Source organism: Rhodococcus ruitaii (assembly GCF_055230935.1).
This window is the reverse complement of record NZ_JBUYWC010000003.1, coordinates 248617-266168: the sequence shown is the minus strand read 5'-3', so window position 1 is coordinate 266168 and position 17552 is coordinate 248617. Positions and strand designations below refer to the sequence as shown.

The 17552-nt window shown below is 64.2% G+C and carries 15 protein-coding genes and 1 pseudogene; 7 read left to right on the top strand and 9 right to left on the bottom strand.

Going from position 1 to position 17552, the window contains the following annotated elements; all coding sequences use genetic code 11:
- Positions 1-8 precede the first annotated feature (8 nt).
- A pseudogene (locus tag ACZI8W_RS04395) lies at positions 9-332 on the bottom strand (site-specific integrase); the annotation flags it as partial.
- A gap of 208 nt (positions 333-540) precedes the next feature.
- Positions 541-1866, bottom strand: a complete 1326-nt coding sequence (locus ACZI8W_RS04390) for a Fic family protein (RefSeq protein ID WP_463367272.1) — start codon at positions 1864-1866, stop codon at positions 541-543.
- Between the two features lie 353 nt (positions 1867-2219).
- Between ACZI8W_RS04390 and ACZI8W_RS04385 the strand changes: the two genes are divergently transcribed.
- A complete protein-coding gene (locus tag ACZI8W_RS04385; RefSeq protein WP_463367271.1) occupies positions 2220-3119 on the top strand; it encodes a replication protein in 900 nt (299 codons plus the stop codon).
- A 244-nt stretch (positions 3120-3363) separates the two neighbouring features.
- On the opposite strand, the gene ACZI8W_RS04380 is transcribed toward ACZI8W_RS04385, so the two are convergent.
- Positions 3364-3999 carry a hypothetical protein gene (locus ACZI8W_RS04380; RefSeq protein WP_463367270.1) on the bottom strand — a complete coding sequence of 212 codons (636 nt, stop codon included), beginning with the start codon at positions 3997-3999 and terminating at the stop codon, positions 3364-3366.
- 128 nt (positions 4000-4127) lie between these two features.
- On the opposite strand from ACZI8W_RS04380, the gene ACZI8W_RS04375 reads away from it, so the two are divergent.
- The 5 genes from ACZI8W_RS04375 (at position 4128) to phoU (ending at position 10289) form a co-directional block, all read left to right on the top strand.
- Positions 4128-4586, top strand: coding sequence for a hypothetical protein (locus ACZI8W_RS04375; protein WP_463367269.1), 459 nt, complete (start codon positions 4128-4130; stop codon positions 4584-4586).
- Between the two features lie 267 nt (positions 4587-4853).
- Positions 4854-5807, top strand: coding sequence for an acyl-ACP desaturase (locus ACZI8W_RS04370; protein ID WP_463367268.1), 954 nt, complete (start codon positions 4854-4856; stop codon positions 5805-5807).
- A 166-nt stretch (positions 5808-5973) separates the two neighbouring features.
- A complete protein-coding gene (dusB, locus tag ACZI8W_RS04365) occupies positions 5974-7116 on the top strand; it encodes a tRNA dihydrouridine synthase DusB (RefSeq protein ID WP_463367267.1) in 1143 nt (380 codons plus the stop codon).
- Positions 7117-7507: 391 nt separating this feature from the next.
- Positions 7508-9499, top strand: coding sequence for an LCP family protein (locus tag ACZI8W_RS04360; protein WP_463367266.1), 1992 nt, complete (start codon positions 7508-7510; stop codon positions 9497-9499).
- Positions 9500-9584: 85 nt separating this feature from the next.
- Complete coding sequence (phoU, locus tag ACZI8W_RS04355; RefSeq protein WP_463367265.1) at positions 9585-10289, top strand: phosphate signaling complex protein PhoU; 705 nt, start codon at positions 9585-9587, stop codon at positions 10287-10289.
- 83 nt (positions 10290-10372) lie between these two features.
- Here the strand turns inward: phoU and pstB are convergent, their stop codons facing one another.
- From pstB to ACZI8W_RS04325, 6 genes are all read right to left on the bottom strand, one after another.
- Positions 10373-11149, bottom strand: coding sequence for a phosphate ABC transporter ATP-binding protein PstB (gene pstB / locus ACZI8W_RS04350; protein WP_463367264.1), 777 nt, complete (start codon positions 11147-11149; stop codon positions 10373-10375).
- Positions 11150-11204: 55 nt separating this feature from the next.
- Positions 11205-12113, bottom strand: coding sequence for a phosphate ABC transporter permease PstA (gene pstA / locus ACZI8W_RS04345; protein WP_463367263.1), 909 nt, complete (start codon positions 12111-12113; stop codon positions 11205-11207).
- Between the two features lie 4 nt (positions 12114-12117).
- Positions 12118-13167, bottom strand: a complete 1050-nt coding sequence (gene pstC / locus ACZI8W_RS04340) for a phosphate ABC transporter permease subunit PstC (RefSeq protein WP_463367262.1) — start codon at positions 13165-13167, stop codon at positions 12118-12120.
- 61 nt (positions 13168-13228) lie between these two features.
- Entirely contained in the window at positions 13229-14347 is a 1119-nt protein-coding gene (gene pstS / locus ACZI8W_RS04335; RefSeq protein ID WP_463367261.1) for a phosphate ABC transporter substrate-binding protein PstS, read from the bottom strand.
- Between the two features lie 237 nt (positions 14348-14584).
- Positions 14585-15517: a mycothiol synthase gene (mshD, locus tag ACZI8W_RS04330; RefSeq protein WP_463367260.1), complete on the bottom strand. Its 933-nt coding sequence runs from the start codon at positions 15515-15517 to the stop codon at positions 14585-14587.
- Between the two features lie 16 nt (positions 15518-15533).
- Positions 15534-16256, bottom strand: coding sequence for a winged helix-turn-helix domain-containing protein (locus tag ACZI8W_RS04325; RefSeq protein ID WP_463367259.1), 723 nt, complete (start codon positions 16254-16256; stop codon positions 15534-15536).
- A gap of 209 nt (positions 16257-16465) precedes the next feature.
- Here ACZI8W_RS04325 and ACZI8W_RS04320 point away from each other — a divergent pair, with 209 nt between their 5' ends.
- Entirely contained in the window at positions 16466-17248 is a 783-nt protein-coding gene (locus ACZI8W_RS04320; protein WP_463367258.1) for an LmeA family phospholipid-binding protein, read from the top strand.
- Positions 17249-17552: the final 304 nt, after the last annotated feature.

Genomic DNA, 17552 nt, shown 5'->3' with positions numbered 1-17552 from the left:
CCCGCGGCCTCACCACGCCGTAGCCCAGTCATCGCCATCACCTCGAACAGCGCACCGAGTCGATCGGTCGCGGCGTGATCGAGGAACCGGCGCAGCTCTTCGGGTTCCCACTGCACGACCTTCGGGCGAGGCGCTCGCGGCAACTCCAAATTCTCGGCTGCGTTGTGGCCGACGAGGTGCTTACGCTTCGCGCTGGTCAGTGCAGACCGGAGGGTGGCGTGCACTCTCCTCACGGTCGCGGGGCTCAGCTGCTTCGGGTTCCGCCGCTTCCCCTTCGCGATCTTCTCGTCTGCCTCTGGCTTCTTCGGTGGCTGTGCAATGTCGCGAAGCATCTTCTCGACGTGCGCCGGCCCTTCGAGTCACGCTCTACCGGGCACTTACACCGCTTGTAGACGCTGCCCTTCATGAGTCTTCCTTGCTGGCCGTTTCGGCCAGACGGGCGGCGATCGCAAGGTCTAGTTGTTTCAGAGCGTGGACACCCCGGGAACCTGATTGACGTAGATCCGCCCGGATGCCGCGACCAAAGCCGTGGGGACCGCATTAGGGCCGCTTTTGGTCCAACTTGGCGAGCATGTCAGGGGCAGGACTCCAGAAGTACTCTCGCCCGCTCTTGTACTGTGACAGTAGTCCGCGCCGCTCCAGGTCCTGGAGGTCGTTTCGTGCCGTCTGGTGCGAGATTCCATGGCTCTTCATGTGTGAGCGCACCGTGTATATTGTGGTGGAGTCTTTGGCAGCCGATTCCAAGACAGCAAGCTGCCGATAGTTGAACTCCCCAGGCACGCTTGCCATTAGTGATCGGGCCTCTTGCAGCTCATTTACTTTCCGTGCGAGGTACAGGTCGAGTTCATCCAGCGCTCTCTTGATCACGCCAAGCTGGTAGATGATGAAGTGCGTTAGATCGCCACCATCCTGTTCTGTCAGGATGAAAGACCGGGTGTACTGCCCTGGAGCGTTCTTCAGAATCTTTGAAATCGTCAGATGCTCAGTCACCCAGTAGCCGTGCTTAAGCATGCTCCAGTAGAACAATGCTCGAGCGGTCCGGCCATTCCCATCTTCGAAATAGTGGTCGTGCCCAACCATGAAGTGCACGGCCATAGCGCGCACGACCGGAGGCACATAGGGCCCGTCATCAGTATGACCATTCGCAAAGTCGCACAGTGCTTGCAGCCGATCCGGCAACTCATCGACAGGCGGCGGCGAATGAAGAACTTTGTTTTCCTCGTCGTAGATCTTCACCCGATCGTCCGGGTCGGGGTTGCTCTGTATCTTCCCAGCAGCCTCAGGGTTGTCGAGTGCCTTATACATCACGATTTCATGAAGCTCGCAAATCGCTTCGGGAGTGAAATCCGCGTCACGATTCTCACTGACATGTCTCATCGCGTTGTAGTTGTTGAGGATCATCCGCTCACTGCGGTCCTTGGGCTGCTTGCCGTACTTGATCATGTTTTTTGCATCACGCCGGCTGGTAGATGCACCCTCTAGCTGACTAGAGGTGATCGCCTCTTCGATTAGCGAGCTGATCACGTACCGATCCCGAGTCGAGGGGTTGGTGATCTCCTCGGGAGTGGCAATCTGTCCGCTGGCCCTCTGCGTCACCTCGTCCAGTAAGCGCAAAACCTCATCCGGCAACGCGAATGAAAATTCGCTTCCATCTGTGGTCCGCAGCGGCAGCTTCCGCAACATAGCCTCACGGGCCATGCGTATGCCTAGCCACCACTCTTCATGGGTAAGTCCATCGGGCGGGGTCTTGTACCGGATTTTGTCCCAGGGCAAGTACCGGTCGCTCGATGATGCCTCACGGGTGCTCAAAATCTCGAACAGACGGTTGGCCCCCTGCTTCGAAACTTGCTCAAGCAGCTCATGCATGTTAGGCGGGGGTGCGGGAGTCTTGATTTCTTACGCCTCTCTGCGCGATCGGTCTCCTGAGCCTAGAAAAGTCTAACTTCGCCAATATTTGACTTTACCCGCTTTAGGGAACCCCCGCTGCGCCTGAGCTGGGACAACCTAAGCAACGCCTAATTTGCGCCTAGTTAGGCGTTCTTTGGGCCAAGAGAGAAGCCCAGCTGGTGACGCCTGGGTCACAGACGATGAGTGGGGCGTGTCGCGGCCGATGGACAACGTGCCACACCTTGTGCCAAGGTTCGACCACAACAAAAAAGAGCCCGCCACGAGCTGTCACTCGCGACGGGCGATTGTCCGACTATCCAAGGAGTCGAACGATGCCCCAGCATACCCATATCTCGAGCACGGGTGGTATCCGCCGCGGCCCACGCCTCGCCGATAACTTCACCGTCCTCTCGAACGCGGTCCTCAACGATCAGCGTCTCAGCTTCCGCGCCCGCGGAGTCCTGATGTGGCTACTCTCCAAGCCCCTCGACTGGAGCATCCGCTCCGAAGCAATCGCGCAGCAGTCCCCTTGCGAAGGACGCACCGCCGTACGCACCGCCATGCGCGAGCTCGCCGAGCACGGCTACCTGGTCCGCGAGAAAGTCCAGAACGAACTCGGCCAATGGGCCACCATCCAAACCGTCTACGAAGAGCCCGTCACCAGCGACACCACGCCTCCCGAACCGAAGACCAGGAAATCGACTTCCGGGCAGCCGCGCGACGGGCAAACGGGCGCCTTCACAAAGGATGGATCACCAAGGACTGAAACCAACAACACCGGCCAGACCGCCACCTCACCTGCGAGCGTGCTCGGGACTGATGTGTCGTTGTCGGATTCCGCCGAGAAGGAACTCGAGAAGTGCGACCGCAACTACGCGGCCCTGATCGAAGCCTGCGCTGACGCTGGCCTCCCCGGATCATTCGAGCACGTCAAGCCCGCCCAGAAGGGCGAGATCCTCGCGATGATCGACCTACACGGCGTCCAGCCTCTCGCCGACCGCGCGAAAGCCATGCACAGGCCCGACAACCCCACCCTCTACGCGCAGGGCTGGATCCGGCTGTGGAACGCCATGCAGATCCCCCGCCCCACCCCGACGCCTCCCCCGATGCATGCGCCGTCGCCGATCGACGACTGCGACCTGTGCGACGAGTACGCCTGGGTCATCGGTCCCGACCTCCGACCCGTCGAGCCCGCGCAGAGGTGCACCCACGGCCGCCAGGCCGCAGCATGATGCGCCGCGCCACCGCCCAGATCCAGATCGACGCCGCGCGCCGCGCGCAGACACCGTGACGCAGCAGACGGCGCCAGTACGACACACCGTCGCACTCGCGACATCGCTGCCCTCGCGGTCGTCCTCTCGGTCAGGAAGAATGTTGATCGGAGCCCGCTCAGGTCAAGCAACAGGCTCATACGAACGACCCGGCGTTCCGCACTCCCGAACCCCGGGTCGTTTCAGTTCGGGTGCAGACAGCTGCCTACCGACCCGGGGAGGGATCCTCCGGAGGCAGCCCTCGGTCGACGTCGGCACCGTCTGCCGGATCGGTATCGCGCACCTCGGCTTCCTCCGCCTTCCGTTCGAGGTCGGCGCGCGCTGCGCGAAGATCCTTCCCACGTTTCCGGTATCGGACCATTGTCCCGACGAGTAGCGCGAACACGATCACCCCGACGACGGCGCCGACTAGCGAGGCGCCGCGAAAGCCGGGCGCGTCGACATCCATGATCCGTTCGCCCGCGTGGGCGGCATTTCCGCCACCGAGTACGACACTGAGCGTCATCAGGTTCGGTATCGCCACTACGAGCGCGAGGATCGTGAGCGCAATCTGGACACCGCGACCGTACTTCCAGCCACGTACCTGCCAGACCCAGGCGAGTAGAACGAGTGGGATCGCAGTGCACAGGATTCCGAACAACAGCCCCCACAGAATCCCACGGGAGAAGCCCCCCTCGGCAAGACCTGCGATGCGTTGCGCCCACCATCGAGGCAGGAACGCGGCAAGGACGAAATAGGTGATGACGAGCACGAGCAGGATGATGAGCACCGTGATGGTCTTCTTGAGCCACGGCTTCATTCCCACTCGCTCGATCTCGGACGATGTCCTGGCGTCAGACATGGGCCCAGCCTACGGTCCCACCCGGATTCAATGGATTCGATTCCATGCCCTCGCGTTTCTCCGGGTGTTCACCGCCCACCTTTGGATAGTGTGGGCACGCACGAATCGGATCCGGTGCGGGGAGGCACATGCGCAGTTTCGTGGATCTGGGCTTGTTCCTGGCCGCCGTCGCATTGGGTATCGGCACCGTCCTGCCCATGGTCGGAGGGGTTCGCTCCACTGAAGTCCCCCTCTCGGGACTCCGCGACGGATTTCCGATCGGTGATCCCTCGAGCCTCGTCGTTGCGGACCTGCCGCTGTACCAGTCACTTGCGGTTCCGCTCGCGGCAGCATCGGTACTGTTGCTGATCGCCGCACTGTTCGACTCCGTGATCACCGGCTGGGTCGGCACCGCCCTCGCCCTGGTGGTGTGTGTGGCCGCCTCGGTGCGCATCTTCCAGTCTCACGGCGACTACCTGACGGAGTACCACAGCACCGCTCTGACCAACCAGAACGGATTCGTCCTCCTCGTCAGCGGCGCTCTCGTCGGCCTGATGTGCTGCCTCGTGTCGCTACGACGATCGTCTCGGCAACCGGCACGACCATGACGCGGTCGATACGCTCACCACATCGACGCCTGGTGGGGCGGTGGTGACGGGTTCGGGACCCACCGGGGCCGCTTCCGGCTCCGGGACTTCCGGCGGTACGTAACGATGACCCGGTACCGTAGTCCCGGACACTTTGTGACAGGAAACATTGTGATTCCGATCCGCTGCCAGGTTCCGGTGCGCAACGACAGACTTCGACCGGCACAAACCTACGGTCCCGTAGGCTGCATCAGCGAAACGACATCACACGAACAGGGGTACGAATTCATGACGCGAGTCCTGACTCAACTGGAGCTGCTGCGCGAGCTGGAGCCCGTGGCCGAGGCGAACGTCAACCGACACCTCTCGATGACAAAGGATTGGCACCCCCACGACTACGTGCCGTGGGACGAGGGTCGCAACTTCGCAGCCATGGGAGGCCACGATTGGGATCCTGAACAGTCGCGACTCGACGAGGTCGCCAAGGCTGCAATGATCACCAACCTGCTCACCGAGGACAACCTCCCCTCCTACCACCGCGAGATCGCCGTCAACTTCTCACGTGATGGCGCATGGGGAACGTGGGTCGGACGGTGGACGGCAGAGGAGAACCGCCACGGCATCGTGATGCGCGACTACCTCGTCGTCACGCGCGGCGTCGATCCTGTGGCACTCGAGAACGCTCGCATGGAGCACATGACGAACGGCTTCGCGTCGCCGAACGACACGGGCATGCTGCGATCAGTGGCGTACGTGACGTTCCAGGAACTCGCGACCCGTGTCTCGCACCGGAACACCGGGCACGCCTGCAACGAGCCGATCGCCGACAAGATGCTCCAGCGCATCGCTGCCGACGAAAACCTGCACATGATCTTCTACCGCAACATCTGCGAGGCCGCCCTCGATGTGGCACCGGCTCAGACACTCGAGGCAATCACCGAGGTTCTGACGAATTTCCAGATGCCCGGCGCAGGTATGCCCAACTTCCGTCGCAACGGCGTCCTGATGGCCAAGCACGGCATCTACGACCTCCGCCAGCACCTCGACGACGTCGTGATGCCAGTCCTGCGCAAGTGGAAGTTGTTCGACCGCGACTTCGGTAGCGCCGGCGCGCAGACCCTCGACGAACTCGGTACCTTCCTCGAAGATCTCGAGAAGCAGGCTGTGAAGTTCGAGGAGATGCGCGACCGTTCACTCGCCCGCGAGGCAGCCAAGCGCGAGCGCGCCGCAGCCGCCTCTTGACCCGACAGGCGGGGCCCGGTCCGTTTTCGACCGATTCGGGCTTCACCGCCACCAGCGGTTATCCTGTGCCCGGCACCGTCTTCGGTGCCGGGCACAGTTGCCCTGCCGGCTTCCGCAGGAAAACTGTTGGTATTCCAATGCACCACAACGCTTTCTCGAGGTTCCCATGTCTGCCCTGAAGATCGGCTCGCTCGAATTGGACAGCCCTGTAGTGCTGGCTCCGATGGCCGGGGTGACGAACGTCGCATTCCGCACTCTGTGCCGCGACCTCGAGCTCGAGCGGGCCGGCAGCACGTCGGGTCTGTACGTGTGCGAGATGGTGACCGCGCGCGCCCTCGTCGAACGTCATCCGGTCACCATGCACATGACCACCTTCGGCCCCACCGAGACACCTCGATCGCTGCAGCTGTACACGGTCGATCCCGACACGACGTACGCCGCGGCGAAGACGATCGTCGACGAGAACCTCGCAGACCACATCGACATGAACTTCGGATGTCCCGTCCCCAAGGTCACCCGCAAAGGCGGGGGGTCGGCGCTGCCCTACAAGCGTCGCCTGTTCGGACAGATCGTCGCAGCGGCGGTGCGCGCCACCGAAGGCACCAACATGCCGGTCACGGTCAAGTTCCGGATCGGCATCGACGATGAGCACCACACCCACCTCGACGCGGGGCGGATCGCAGCCGCCGAGGGTGCTGCTGCTGTGGCGCTGCACGCCCGCACCGCTGCTCAGCGGTACTCGGGCACCGCAGACTGGAACGAGATCGCGCGCCTGAAAGACCACGTCACGGACGTACCCGTCCTGGGCAACGGCGACATCTTCGATGCCGAGGACGCCGAGAAGATGATGGCCAAGACCGGATGCGACGGTGTCGTGGTCGGGCGAGGATGCCTGGGACGCCCCTGGTTGTTCGCCGAGTTGAGTGCGGCACTGAACGGTCGGGAGATCCCCACCCCTCCGACGCTGGGCGAGGTGACGATGATCATGCGCCGCCACGCCACACTGTTGGCCGACCACCACGGTGAAGACAAGGGCATGCGCGAGATTCGCAAGCACATCGCCTGGTACCTGCGAGGCTTCCCCGCAGGTTCGGAGGTGCGGAGCAGCCTGGCACGGGTGTCGTCGCTGAGCGAGTTGGACGATCTTCTCGGCCTGCTCGATCCGACCGTCCCGTTCCCGGCCGATGCCGAAGGTCCTCGTGGTCGTCAAGGCTCCCCCAGCACGGTGGCGCTGCCCGACGGATGGCTCGACGACCCCGATGACACGCTCGTCCCGGCGGGTGCAGACATCATGCACTCCGGTGGATGACCTGCGCTGATTCACCTTTTGGGCGAGACAACACTCGCATCTCTTCGTTGGTCGCCCGGCAATCAGTATCATTGCGTGGTCGCTCGGACCGAGAGCGGCCACGACGACTGCGGGAACACTACGCGGAGAGGCCAGGGCATCTGTGGGTGAGGAGCGCGATCCGGGTTCGCCCGACAGTCGTGCCCCTTGGGAACGACCGATCGCCGATCCCTCCCACCGCGACTCGCAGTCCGGCCGGACCCGTCGGGACCGATCCGACGGCTCGGGAGCCGACAGCGCTCGGTCGGAGAGCGGACGAAGCTCTCGCTCCGACAGTCGGCGCAGCGAGACCGGGCGCAGCAGGCGAAGCGACTCCGCGGACAAGTCGAAACAGCTCACCGTCGCGGAACTGATGAACAAGGTGGATCGCGAGAAGAACTCGCCGCCACCCACCCCGTCATCACCGCCTTCCACAGCATCACCGCCCTCCACAGCATCACCTCCTCCCGCAGCATCACCGCCTTCCACAGCATCACCGCCTCCCGCGTCGTCACGAACGCCGCAGCCTCCGCCCCCGACACAACAGCCGCCACGTCCGTCCGCACCCTCGCGACCTCCGCAACCCCGCACACCGGCAGAAACTCCTCTGCCTCCGCAACAGCCGGGCCCGCCGCCCCCCACCGCGGCCGCGGCGCTCCCCCCGGCGCATCCACCCGCGGGCACGCCTCACGGTCGTGTCCCGGCGCGCGCAAACCCGATCGACCATGCCCGAGCCCGATCGGCCCCGGCTGATGCCGCACGACCGGACGCGGAACCCGACGACTTCGACGACGAGCCGACGGCGACACCGCAAGCGGTGGGCGGCGACGGGCTGAGCCGGCTGGCGCTGAGCAAGAAACGCAAGCATCGGAAACTGCGGCTCGCCGCACGTGTCGCGGTCTCGCTCGTATCGGTACTCGCCCTTGTCGGCACGGGATCGGTCTGGAGTTACCTGCGTGCAACAGAGGCCGGGTTCTCCCAGATCGCCGCACTCGACACTGAGTCTGCGGACATCGTCGATCCCATCGGGCAAACCGGCGACGAGACTTACCTCATCGTCGGTACCGATACCCGCGCGGGTGCCAGCGGCGAGGTGGGCGCCGGCGGCGTCGAGGACGCCGAGGGCGCTCGCGCCGACGTGGCGATCCTCGTCAATATTCCCGCCGATCGCAGTCGGGTGGTCGCGGTGTCGTTCCCCCGCGATCTCGACGTGGAGCGCCCGACGTGTATCGCGTGGGACAGCGAGACCGGCGACTACAGCTCCGAGGTGTATCCCGCGGCCGACGGCGACAAGCTCAACGCGGTATACGCACTGGGCGGACCGAAATGTCTGGTCAAGACAATCCAGAAGATGTCCGGCCTGAAGATCGGGCATTTCGTCGGTATCGACTTCGCCGGCTTCGAGTCGATGGTCGACGAGGTCGGCGGTGTCGAGGTCTGCACCCCCACACCGTTGGTGGACGGCGAGCTCGGCACGATCATCGACGTAGCGGGTACCCACCTTCTCGACGGCCGCAGAGCCCTCGACTACGTTCGTGCACGCAAGGTCGAATCCGAGATCAACAGCGACTATTCGCGGATCAACCGCCAGCAGAAGTTCTTGTCTTCGCTCCTCCGGTCGGCGTTGTCGAACCAGGTGCTACTCGACCCGGGGAAGCTGAACGGGCTCATCAGCGCCTTCACCCGCGCGACCTTCGTCGAGAATGTCAATGCCGATTCGCTGGTGCGGCTCGGGCGGTCGCTGCAGAATGTCGACGCCGGGGCCGTGACGTTCCTGACCGTGCCCACCGCGGGTACCACCGAGTGGGGCAACGAGATTCCCCGGCTCGATGACATCGAAGCGATCTTCACCGCGATCATCGACGACCAGCCGCTTCCCGGCGAGCAGCGCGACGCACCATCCGACGAGGCCGATCCCGCCGCACCTCCCGTGATGACTCCCTCACTGTCTGCGGTCGATCCGTCGTGGGTGTCTGTGCAGGTGTCGAATGCGTCGGGAGAGGCCGGCCTTGCGGCCGGCGTGGCCGACGAGCTCGCCATGCACGGGTTCCCCATCTACAACGTGGGGAACTACACGGGCACCAGCACGCACACCGTCGTGCGGTTCGCACCCGGCTTGGAGGCCGAGGCGATGACGGTGGCCTCGGCGTTTCCCGGCACCGTGCTGCAGCGGGCATCGGATTCGTCACTCGGCAATGTGGTCGAGGTGGTCCTCGGATCCGACTACAGCGGAGTCGTCACGTCTCCGCCCGCACCCGGAACCCCGCTCGAACCGGTCATGATCGAAGAGGCACACGACGAGGGCGCCGTCGAGCTACCCGCCGATCTCGCCGTGACCAACGCGGGCGCCGATCCCTGCAGCTGAGAGCACGGAACACCGCTGTGTCGTTCATGTCCGGTTCACTCTCTGATCGTGATATGTACCGTTGAACGCCGTATGGTGTGACCTTATGCGCGTCGCTTACAACGAACAGATGGACGAACTCACCGGGCTACTCGGCGAAATGGCCGGGCTCGCCGGAACGGCGATGGAACGGGCCACCCAGGCCTTGCTCCAGGCCGACCTCCCCCTCGCGGAGATGGTGATCGAAGAGCACGACAAGATCACCGAACTCGGCGCCGTGTGTGAAGAGAAGGCCTTCGCACTCCTCGCGTTGCAGGGCCCGGTCGCGGGAGATCTGCGTGCCGTGGTGAGCGGTATCCAGATCGTCGCGGACATCGACCGGATGGGTGCGCTGGCCCTGCACATCGCGAAGGCCACGCGTCGGCGTCATCCCAGCCATGTGCTTCCCGACGAAGTTACCGGGTACTTCGCGGAGATGGGCCGGATCGCGGTGTCCCTCGGCGTCGCGACCCGCGAGATCCTCGAAACCCGCGACCCTGAGCGCGCAGCACGTCTCCACGACGAGGACGAGGCGATGGATGATCTTCACCGCCACCTGTTCACGGTGCTCATGGACCGCGAATGGAAGCACGGCGTGGCCGCAGCCGTCGACGTGACTCTCCTGGGACGCTTCTACGAGCGGTTCGCCGACCACGCTGTCGAGGTCGGTCGTCGCGTGATCTTCCTGGTGACGGGCAAACTGCCCACTCTCGAGGATTTCCGCACCATTCAGCAGCGCGTCGACAAGCTCACGGTGTATCCCGAATCCTGAATTCGCCTGCGCCACACGCGCAAGAGCCCCGACCGGAATGATCCGGTCGGGGCTCTCCTATCGGTGTCGTCGGTGTGGAGGACTCAGCCGAAGCGGCCCGAGATGTAGTCTTCGGTGGCCTTCTGTGTCGGGTTCGAGAAGATCTTCTCGGTGTCGTCGATCTCGATCAGCTTGCCCGGCCTACCGGTGGCCTCGAGGTTGAAGAACGCGGTCTGGTCGCTCACACGGGCTGCCTGCTGCATGTTGTGCGTGACGATCACGATCGTGAACTCCTGCTTGAGTTCGGTGATCAAATCCTCGATCGCGAGCGTCGAGATGGGGTCGAGAGCGGAGCACGGCTCGTCCATGAGCAGTACGTCGGGCTGCACCGCGATCGCGCGGGCGATGCACAGGCGCTGCTGCTGACCACCGGACAGACCGCCGCCGGGCTTTTCGAGGCGATCCTTGACCTCCGTCCACAAGTTCGCGCCACGCAGCGACTTCTCAGCGATCTCGTCGAGCTTCTTCTTGTCGCGCATGCCCTGCAGCTTCAGCCCCGCCACGACGTTGTCGCGAATCGACATCGTGGGGAAGGGGTTCGGCCGCTGAAACACCATGCCGATGGTCTTGCGCACACCCACCGGATCGACCGCGGCGTCGTAGATGTCCTCGCCGTCGAGAAGCACCGATCCCTCGACGTAGGCGCCGGGGGTGACCTCGTGCATGCGATTGAGGGAGCGGAGCACGGTGGACTTGCCGCAGCCGGACGGGCCGATGAATGCCGTGACGTTGCGAGGAGGCACCGACAGCGTCACATCGGACACCGCATGGAACTTCCCGTAGTAGATGTTGACGTCCTTGAGGTCCAGACGCTTGGCCATTACCGGCTCCCTAATGGTGTATCGAATTCGAGGTAAGTGGTGATCGCCGACTCGGCTACTTGGACCCGACCTGCGACAGGCGTCCGATCAGCTTGGCGGCGATGTTGAGGATCGCGATGATGAGAATCAGGGTCAGTGCAGCACCCCAGATGCGCATCGAGCCTGCTTCAGTGGGGTTGTTCATCTCGGCGACCATCAGCCCCGGCAGGGTGGCCATCTCGCCACCGAACAGGTTGAAGTTGATGAATGGTGCGTAACCCACGAGGATCAGCAGCGGCGCGGTCTCACCCATCACCCGAGCGAGCGCGAGCATGATTCCGGTGATGATGCCGGCGAGCGAGGTGGGAAGCACGATTCGGGCGATGGTCTTCCACTTCGGGACACCGAGTGCATAAGACGCCTCTCGGAGATCCTGAGGAACGATCCGCAGCATTTCCTCGGTGCTGCGCACCACGACCGGCACCATGAGGAGCACCAGTGCCAGGGACACCGCAAACGCGGATTTCGGCATTCCGAAGGTCGCCACCCACAGCGCGTAGATGAACAGCGCGGCGACGATGGACGGAACGCCACTGAGGATGTCGACCATGAACGTCGTGATGCGGCCGAGCTTCGACTTGCCTGCGTACTCGACGAGATAGATCGCGACGAACACGCCGAGCGGGATCGAGATGACCGCGCACACCAGTCCCTGCAACAGGGTGCCGACGATCGCGTGGTAGACACCGCCGCCCATGGACGAGGCAGTCAGTCCGCTCAGTGAATTGGTGAACCATGTCGAGGAGAGCAGTGCGGGCATGCCGTTGGCGATCACGGTGATGAGCACCCAGGCCAACGGCACGAGAGCGATGAGCACCGAGAGGGTGACGAGCACCGTGGCCGCGACGTCCTTGGCGCGCCGTGCACCACTGACGCGCTGGAATGTGGGTGCCTTGACCGGCGAGTTGAGGGTTGTCGTCGTCATGGCGTCAGTCCTTCTTTCCAGCGACGATCATGCGGGCTCCGGCGTTGACGACGAAGGTCAGGATGAAGAGCACGAGACCCGCGGCGATGTATGCACCGGCCTGGATGTTGTTGTTGAACTCGGCGTAACCGAGGGCGATCTTCGATGCGATCGTGGCGCCACCGTCGAACAGCGACCAGGAGAACGCGTCGGACGTGGTCCGCAGAATCAGGTAGAGGGCCATTGTCTCGCCGAGCGCACGTCCGAGGCCGAGCATGGAACCGCTGACGTAGCCGGACTTACCGAACGGGATGACCGTGGTCTTCACGACCTCCCATCGAGTTGCTCCGAGTGCGAGAGCCGCCTCGATGTGCGCTACAGGGGTCTGTACGAACACCTCGCGACTGACTGCGGCGATGGTCGGCAGGATCATGACTGCGAGCACGATTCCCGCGGTGAAGATGGTGCCACCGCCCATGATCGAACCGCTGCCGGTGGCGAAGAGCGGGAACCAGCCGAGGTTGTCGTTGAGGAACTGCGCCACGGGACGCAGGAACGGCGCGAGGATGAGCATGCCCCACAGGCCGTACACGATCGACGGCACCGCGGCGAGCAGGTCGATGATGTACGCGAGCGTCTTCTTGATCCGGTCAGGGCAGTACGAGGTCAGGAAGATTGCGATACCCAGGGCAACCGGCATGGCCAGTACCAGCGCGAACACCGACACGAGGACCGTGACCTGGAACAGGTCGAGGACGCCGAAGGCCATCGCCTCGATGTCTTGCGTGATCCAATCGCGGCTGGTGAGGAAGTTGACGGTGTTGCGCTGCAGTGCCGGGACGGCACGCCAGACGAGGAACACCGCGATCGCGGCGATGATCACCGAGACCAGGACGGCGGACCCGGAAGCCAACGAACTGAAGATCCGGTCGCCTGGCCGAACGACTGTCTTCTTCTTGGTCTGTGGGGTTGTAATCTTGGCCTCCGGTGTCCTGCCGTGCGGACCGCCCGGTCCTGACCCGGCCGGGTCAGGACCGGCGGCGCGAGTAGCCGAGGTGCTCGGCGCGTCACTCATGTGAACTCGCAATCTATCTCGTGGTGGATTTCAGGAAAGGGCGGTCCGCCGATTCAGACGATCAGGCGATCGCGTCGATCGACTCGGTCAGCTTCGTCTTGAAGGACTCGGGCAGCGGAACGTAGCCGATCTCTTCGAGACCCTCCTGCCCTTCGTTGGCTGCGCTGGTGAGGAAGGACTTGATCGCTGCCGAGGTGTCGGCGTCGTAGCCGCCCGAGCAGACGATCTCGTAGGTGGCGAGCACCAGCGGGTAGGCACCTTCGGCGTCGGTTCCGAAGATCGACGTGAGGTCGAGGGTCAGGTCGCCTCCGCCTGCGCTCGCGAACTCGGCGCCGTCGATGGCCGCGGCAGCGGTCTCCGAGGTCAGCTCGACCGGTCCGTTGCCGGTGTCGATCGACGCGATGCTGAGTCCGTTCTGCTCGGCGAAGGACAGCTCGACGTAGGTGATCGATCCGGGAGCACCCGAAACAGCTTGAGCGACACCGGCAGATCCCTTTGCGCCCTCGCCGATACCGCCGGTGAAATCGGATCCGGCACCGGTGGTCCATGCGCCGTTCGACGCGGCCTCGAGGTACTGTTGGAAGTTGTCGGTGGTGCCCGACGAATCCGAACGGACGATCGCGGAGATCGGCGTATCGGGCAGTTCGACGCCCTCGTTGAGCGCAGCGATCGCCGGATCGTTCCACGTGGTGATCTGGCCGTTGAAGATCTTGGCGGCAGTCTCGCCGTCGAGCACGAGATCATCGACGCCGTCGAGGTTGTAGGCGAGGGCGACCGGGCCGAACACAAGCGGCAGGTTCCATGCCGGGCTGCCGGCGCAACGCTCTGCGGCCTGCGCGGCCTGCTCTTCCTTGATCGCGGAGTCGGAGCCCGCAAAATCGATCTGGCTCGCGATGAACTGTGTGCGACCGTCGCCGGAACCCGACGGGTTGTAGGCGACGTTGACCGTGGAACCCTTCTCGTTGCAGACCGCGATGTAGGTGGATACGAAATTGTCCATCGCATTCTTCTGTGCGGACGATCCCGCACCGGAGAGGTTCGCCTTGCCCTCGCAGGTCGCGCCGGACGCATCCGCGTCGACCTCGACGGACCCGGCATTGTTGTCGCTGCCACAAGCCGCGAGGGTGAGGGCACCGGCCGCAAACAGGCCGAGCAGGGCACGATTGCGCTTCAGGTTCACCTGTACTCCTTCAGGAATATCGCTTCCGCCACACAAGGCTGGGTGGCGACTTCGAGACGCGGGACGGCCCCGACGCCGAGTCGACAGCATCCGACCCGTATGCAGAAGTTAGGCGGACCCGGTGGACGGATACTCTCTCGCCGGTTAACGGGAGATGAACACGCCGGATACGGGCGCTGGTGGTGTTGCGACGATCACCCGAACTTCACTGGACAACCACGTGTCGTCGGCAGCTGTTCACTTCGCGTATGCGACATCTACATGGAACCGCTCGAACCCGAGCTTCCCATAGGTATTGAGCGCGGCCGTGTTGTCGCCCTCGACATAGAGCAGAACTGTCGGCAGTCCGCGGCCTCTCAGGTGATGCAGTCCGGCGAGAGTGAGGAGCCTACCGAGACCCCTGCCCTGCGCCGTCGGATCGACACCGACCACGTAGACCTCACCGAGCGATGGCTCCGTCGGTCCCGACGCATGCACCTTCGTCCAGTGGAACCCCAGGAGTCGATCCGGCTCGGTGGCGTCGAAAGCGAGGAACAGCCCCTCGGGATCGAACCACGGCTCGGCGCGGCGGTCGGCCACATCGCTTACCGTCATCCGCCCCTGCTCGGGGTGCCATTCGAAGGCAGCTGCGTTGACCCGGACGAGTTCGGGATCGTCCGACGGACCTCGATACGTGCGCAACTCGATCGAGTCGGGAACCTCGAGATCGGGGAGCGCGGGCTCGAGCGACCGCCTCAGCTGGAGAAGTTCACGCACGCCCTTCAGCTCGAGTGCGGCGGCGACAGCGCGGGCCGCGGGAAGGTCGCCGTGTGCCCACACCCGTGCCCCGGAGCCCCCTTCGGTCAGTGCCGCACGGACGAGCTCGCTGCCGAGACCGCGTCCTCGATGGGCCGGATCCACGACGACCTCGGACATCGACGGATGCTCGCCGTGCGCAGGCGTGAGGTTCGCATACCCGGCGACAGCACCATCGGCGAGAGCAATAAGGTGCCGCGCATCGGTGTCGCGGGTCAAGGAGTGGACTGCCTGCTCGGACACCGGAGCGGTTCCGTCGTGCGCAGTTGCGCGATCGAGCAGCGACTGCACCTCTGCGGCGTGCTCCGCGGTGGGTCGGTCGACGAACTGCCGATCCGACGTGAGCTCTTCACGCTTGTTGGGCCCGAACTTCATGCCCCGAGGGTAGCCACTATTCTGCGAACTCGTCCTCGGGGTGGCCGACGGTATGACCGCCCTTCGTGCGGCTGCTCGGCCGGACCGCCTTGTATCCGACATTGCGGACGGTGCCGATGAGAGCTTCGTGTTCGGGACCGAGCTTCGCGCGGAGTCGTCGCACGTGCACGTCGACCGTGCGGGTGCCACCGAAGAAGTCGTAGCCCCACACCTCCTGCAACAGCTGTGCGCGGGTGAAGACACGGCCGGCGTGCTGTGCAAGATACTTGAGGAGTTCGAATTCCTTGTACGTCAAGTCGAGCGGCTTTCCGCGCAGCCTCGCCGTGTACGTGTCCTCGTCGATGGTGAGGTCGCCCAGCGTGATCCGCCCGGCAGTCTCGGTACCGACCGCACCACCGGAGCGAGCCAGCAGCAGCCGCAACCGGGCATCGAGTTCTGCCGGTCCGGTGCCGGTGAGCAGGATGTCGTCGAGCGACCACTCCGGGTTGACCGCGACGAGCCCGCCTTCGGTGAGGACAGCAACGACGGGGACAGCCGATCCAGTTCCCCCGAGCAAGCGACACAATCCGCGTGCTGCAGCAAGATCGGTCCGGGCATCGACGATCGCAATATCCGCGGTCGCTGTCTCGAGCAAGGACGACACCTCGGTCGGAACCGGCCGTACCGAATGCGCCAGCAGCGACAGCGACGGCAGGACAGCATCAGGATTCGGATCGGAGGTCAGAAGGAGAAGCTCCACCGGGCCTCCGTTTCTTCGCACTACCTGGGTGGACCGTTCTGGATGAACGACGTGCTACAGATTAACCTCCCGTTTGTTACCGCCGTGTTAGCTGGCGAGTACCCCGCCCGGTACGTTCCGCCACAATGGCCGACGTGACGTTCCGCCACAATGGCCGACGTGACGTTCCGCCACAATGGTCGGCGTGACGTTCCGCCACAATGGTCGGCGTGCGCAAACTCATTTACGGCCTCGTCGTCCTCGTCGGCCTCGCCCTCCTGGCCGACTTCGGCGCGGCAGCCTGGTCCGAGTACCGGCTGTCACGCGCGCTGCGGGAAGGTGGCACCCTCGAGTCCGATCCTGCGGTGACGATCCACGGGTTCCCATTTCTCCTGCAGGCACGCAACGGGCACTACGAGAACGTCGAGATCACGGCGGATCGGGTTCCCACCGACATGCTCGGCGACATCACCGTCGAGGCGAACCTGGTGGGTGCCCACGCGGAGGCAGCCGACCTCCTCGACGGCTCGATCCGGTCGGTACCTGTCGACCTGCTGTTCGGCCGGGTGATGATCGACGCGACCGAACTCGGTCAGGCGCTCGACATCCCCGACCTGCAGATTTCTGCGCCGCCGGCCAGCAAGTCCGACGGCACGGGCGGCTCCGGCGGATCCGGTCCGACCACCGCCGGCGGTGTCGTACTCACCGGCACCGTGCCCGTCGGCCCGCTCTCGGCGCGGGTCAGCGTCCAGGCAGACCTCGTGCTGGACGGCGACCAGGTACAGATTGTTGCGTCCGACCTGTACTTCGGTCCCGAAGGAAATGCCGACTTCACGGTTCCCGAACCATTGAAGCCCCTGGTACTGGGACTGTTCACCGCCACGATCGAGCCGCAGGATCTCCCGTTCGGTGTCTATCCCACGTCCGTGGAGGCACGTGGCTCACGGATCGTCATCGAGGGTGAAGCACACAACGTCACCATCGATCTGGCCGAAGTGCAGCGTCCCTCGTGATCGCGTGTGCCCGCGCCCTCTGGGACGAGCGCCGGCCGCGCTGGGAACCCGGCCCTTCCGTGCGCTGATTTCTCGGCTAGACTACGACGCGTGCTGACCTGCCGAGAGCTGATGCTCACCCGACGCCGCACAGTCGATCTGTGCCGCCTCGGCAGCTCTTGTTGTACCTGCTGATCCACCCGCGGTCCACCACCGCGATTCGACTCGCCCAGCGATATCGATCAAGCAGGAGTACATACATGTCTTTCGCCACTTCCTCTGCTGTCCGGACGGATGTTCGCGGATCGCGGTTCGTGCAGAGAGG

What these genes read in the sequence shown, in the direction of transcription:
- ACZI8W_RS04390 (WP_463367272.1), bottom strand. Translation starts at nt 1,866, where the DNA reads ATGCATGAGCTGCTTGAGCAAGTTTCGAAGCAGGGGGCCAACCGTCTG.
- ACZI8W_RS04385 (WP_463367271.1), top strand. Translation starts at nt 2,220, where the DNA reads ATGCCCCAGCATACCCATATCTCGAGCACGGGTGGTATCCGCCGCGGC.
- ACZI8W_RS04380 (WP_463367270.1), bottom strand. Translation starts at nt 3,999, where the DNA reads ATGTCTGACGCCAGGACATCGTCCGAGATCGAGCGAGTGGGAATGAAG.
- ACZI8W_RS04375 (WP_463367269.1), top strand. Translation starts at nt 4,128, where the DNA reads ATGCGCAGTTTCGTGGATCTGGGCTTGTTCCTGGCCGCCGTCGCATTG.
- ACZI8W_RS04370 (WP_463367268.1), top strand. Translation starts at nt 4,854, where the DNA reads ATGACGCGAGTCCTGACTCAACTGGAGCTGCTGCGCGAGCTGGAGCCC.
- dusB (WP_463367267.1), top strand. Translation starts at nt 5,974, where the DNA reads ATGTCTGCCCTGAAGATCGGCTCGCTCGAATTGGACAGCCCTGTAGTG.
- ACZI8W_RS04360 (WP_463367266.1), top strand. Translation starts at nt 7,508, where the DNA reads ATGAACAAGGTGGATCGCGAGAAGAACTCGCCGCCACCCACCCCGTCA.
- phoU (WP_463367265.1), top strand. Translation starts at nt 9,585, where the DNA reads ATGCGCGTCGCTTACAACGAACAGATGGACGAACTCACCGGGCTACTC.
- pstB (WP_463367264.1), bottom strand. Translation starts at nt 11,149, where the DNA reads ATGGCCAAGCGTCTGGACCTCAAGGACGTCAACATCTACTACGGGAAG.
- pstA (WP_463367263.1), bottom strand. Translation starts at nt 12,113, where the DNA reads ATGACGACGACAACCCTCAACTCGCCGGTCAAGGCACCCACATTCCAG.
- pstC (WP_463367262.1), bottom strand. Translation starts at nt 13,167, where the DNA reads ATGAGTGACGCGCCGAGCACCTCGGCTACTCGCGCCGCCGGTCCTGAC.
- mshD (WP_463367260.1), bottom strand. Translation starts at nt 15,517, where the DNA reads ATGAAGTTCGGGCCCAACAAGCGTGAAGAGCTCACGTCGGATCGGCAG.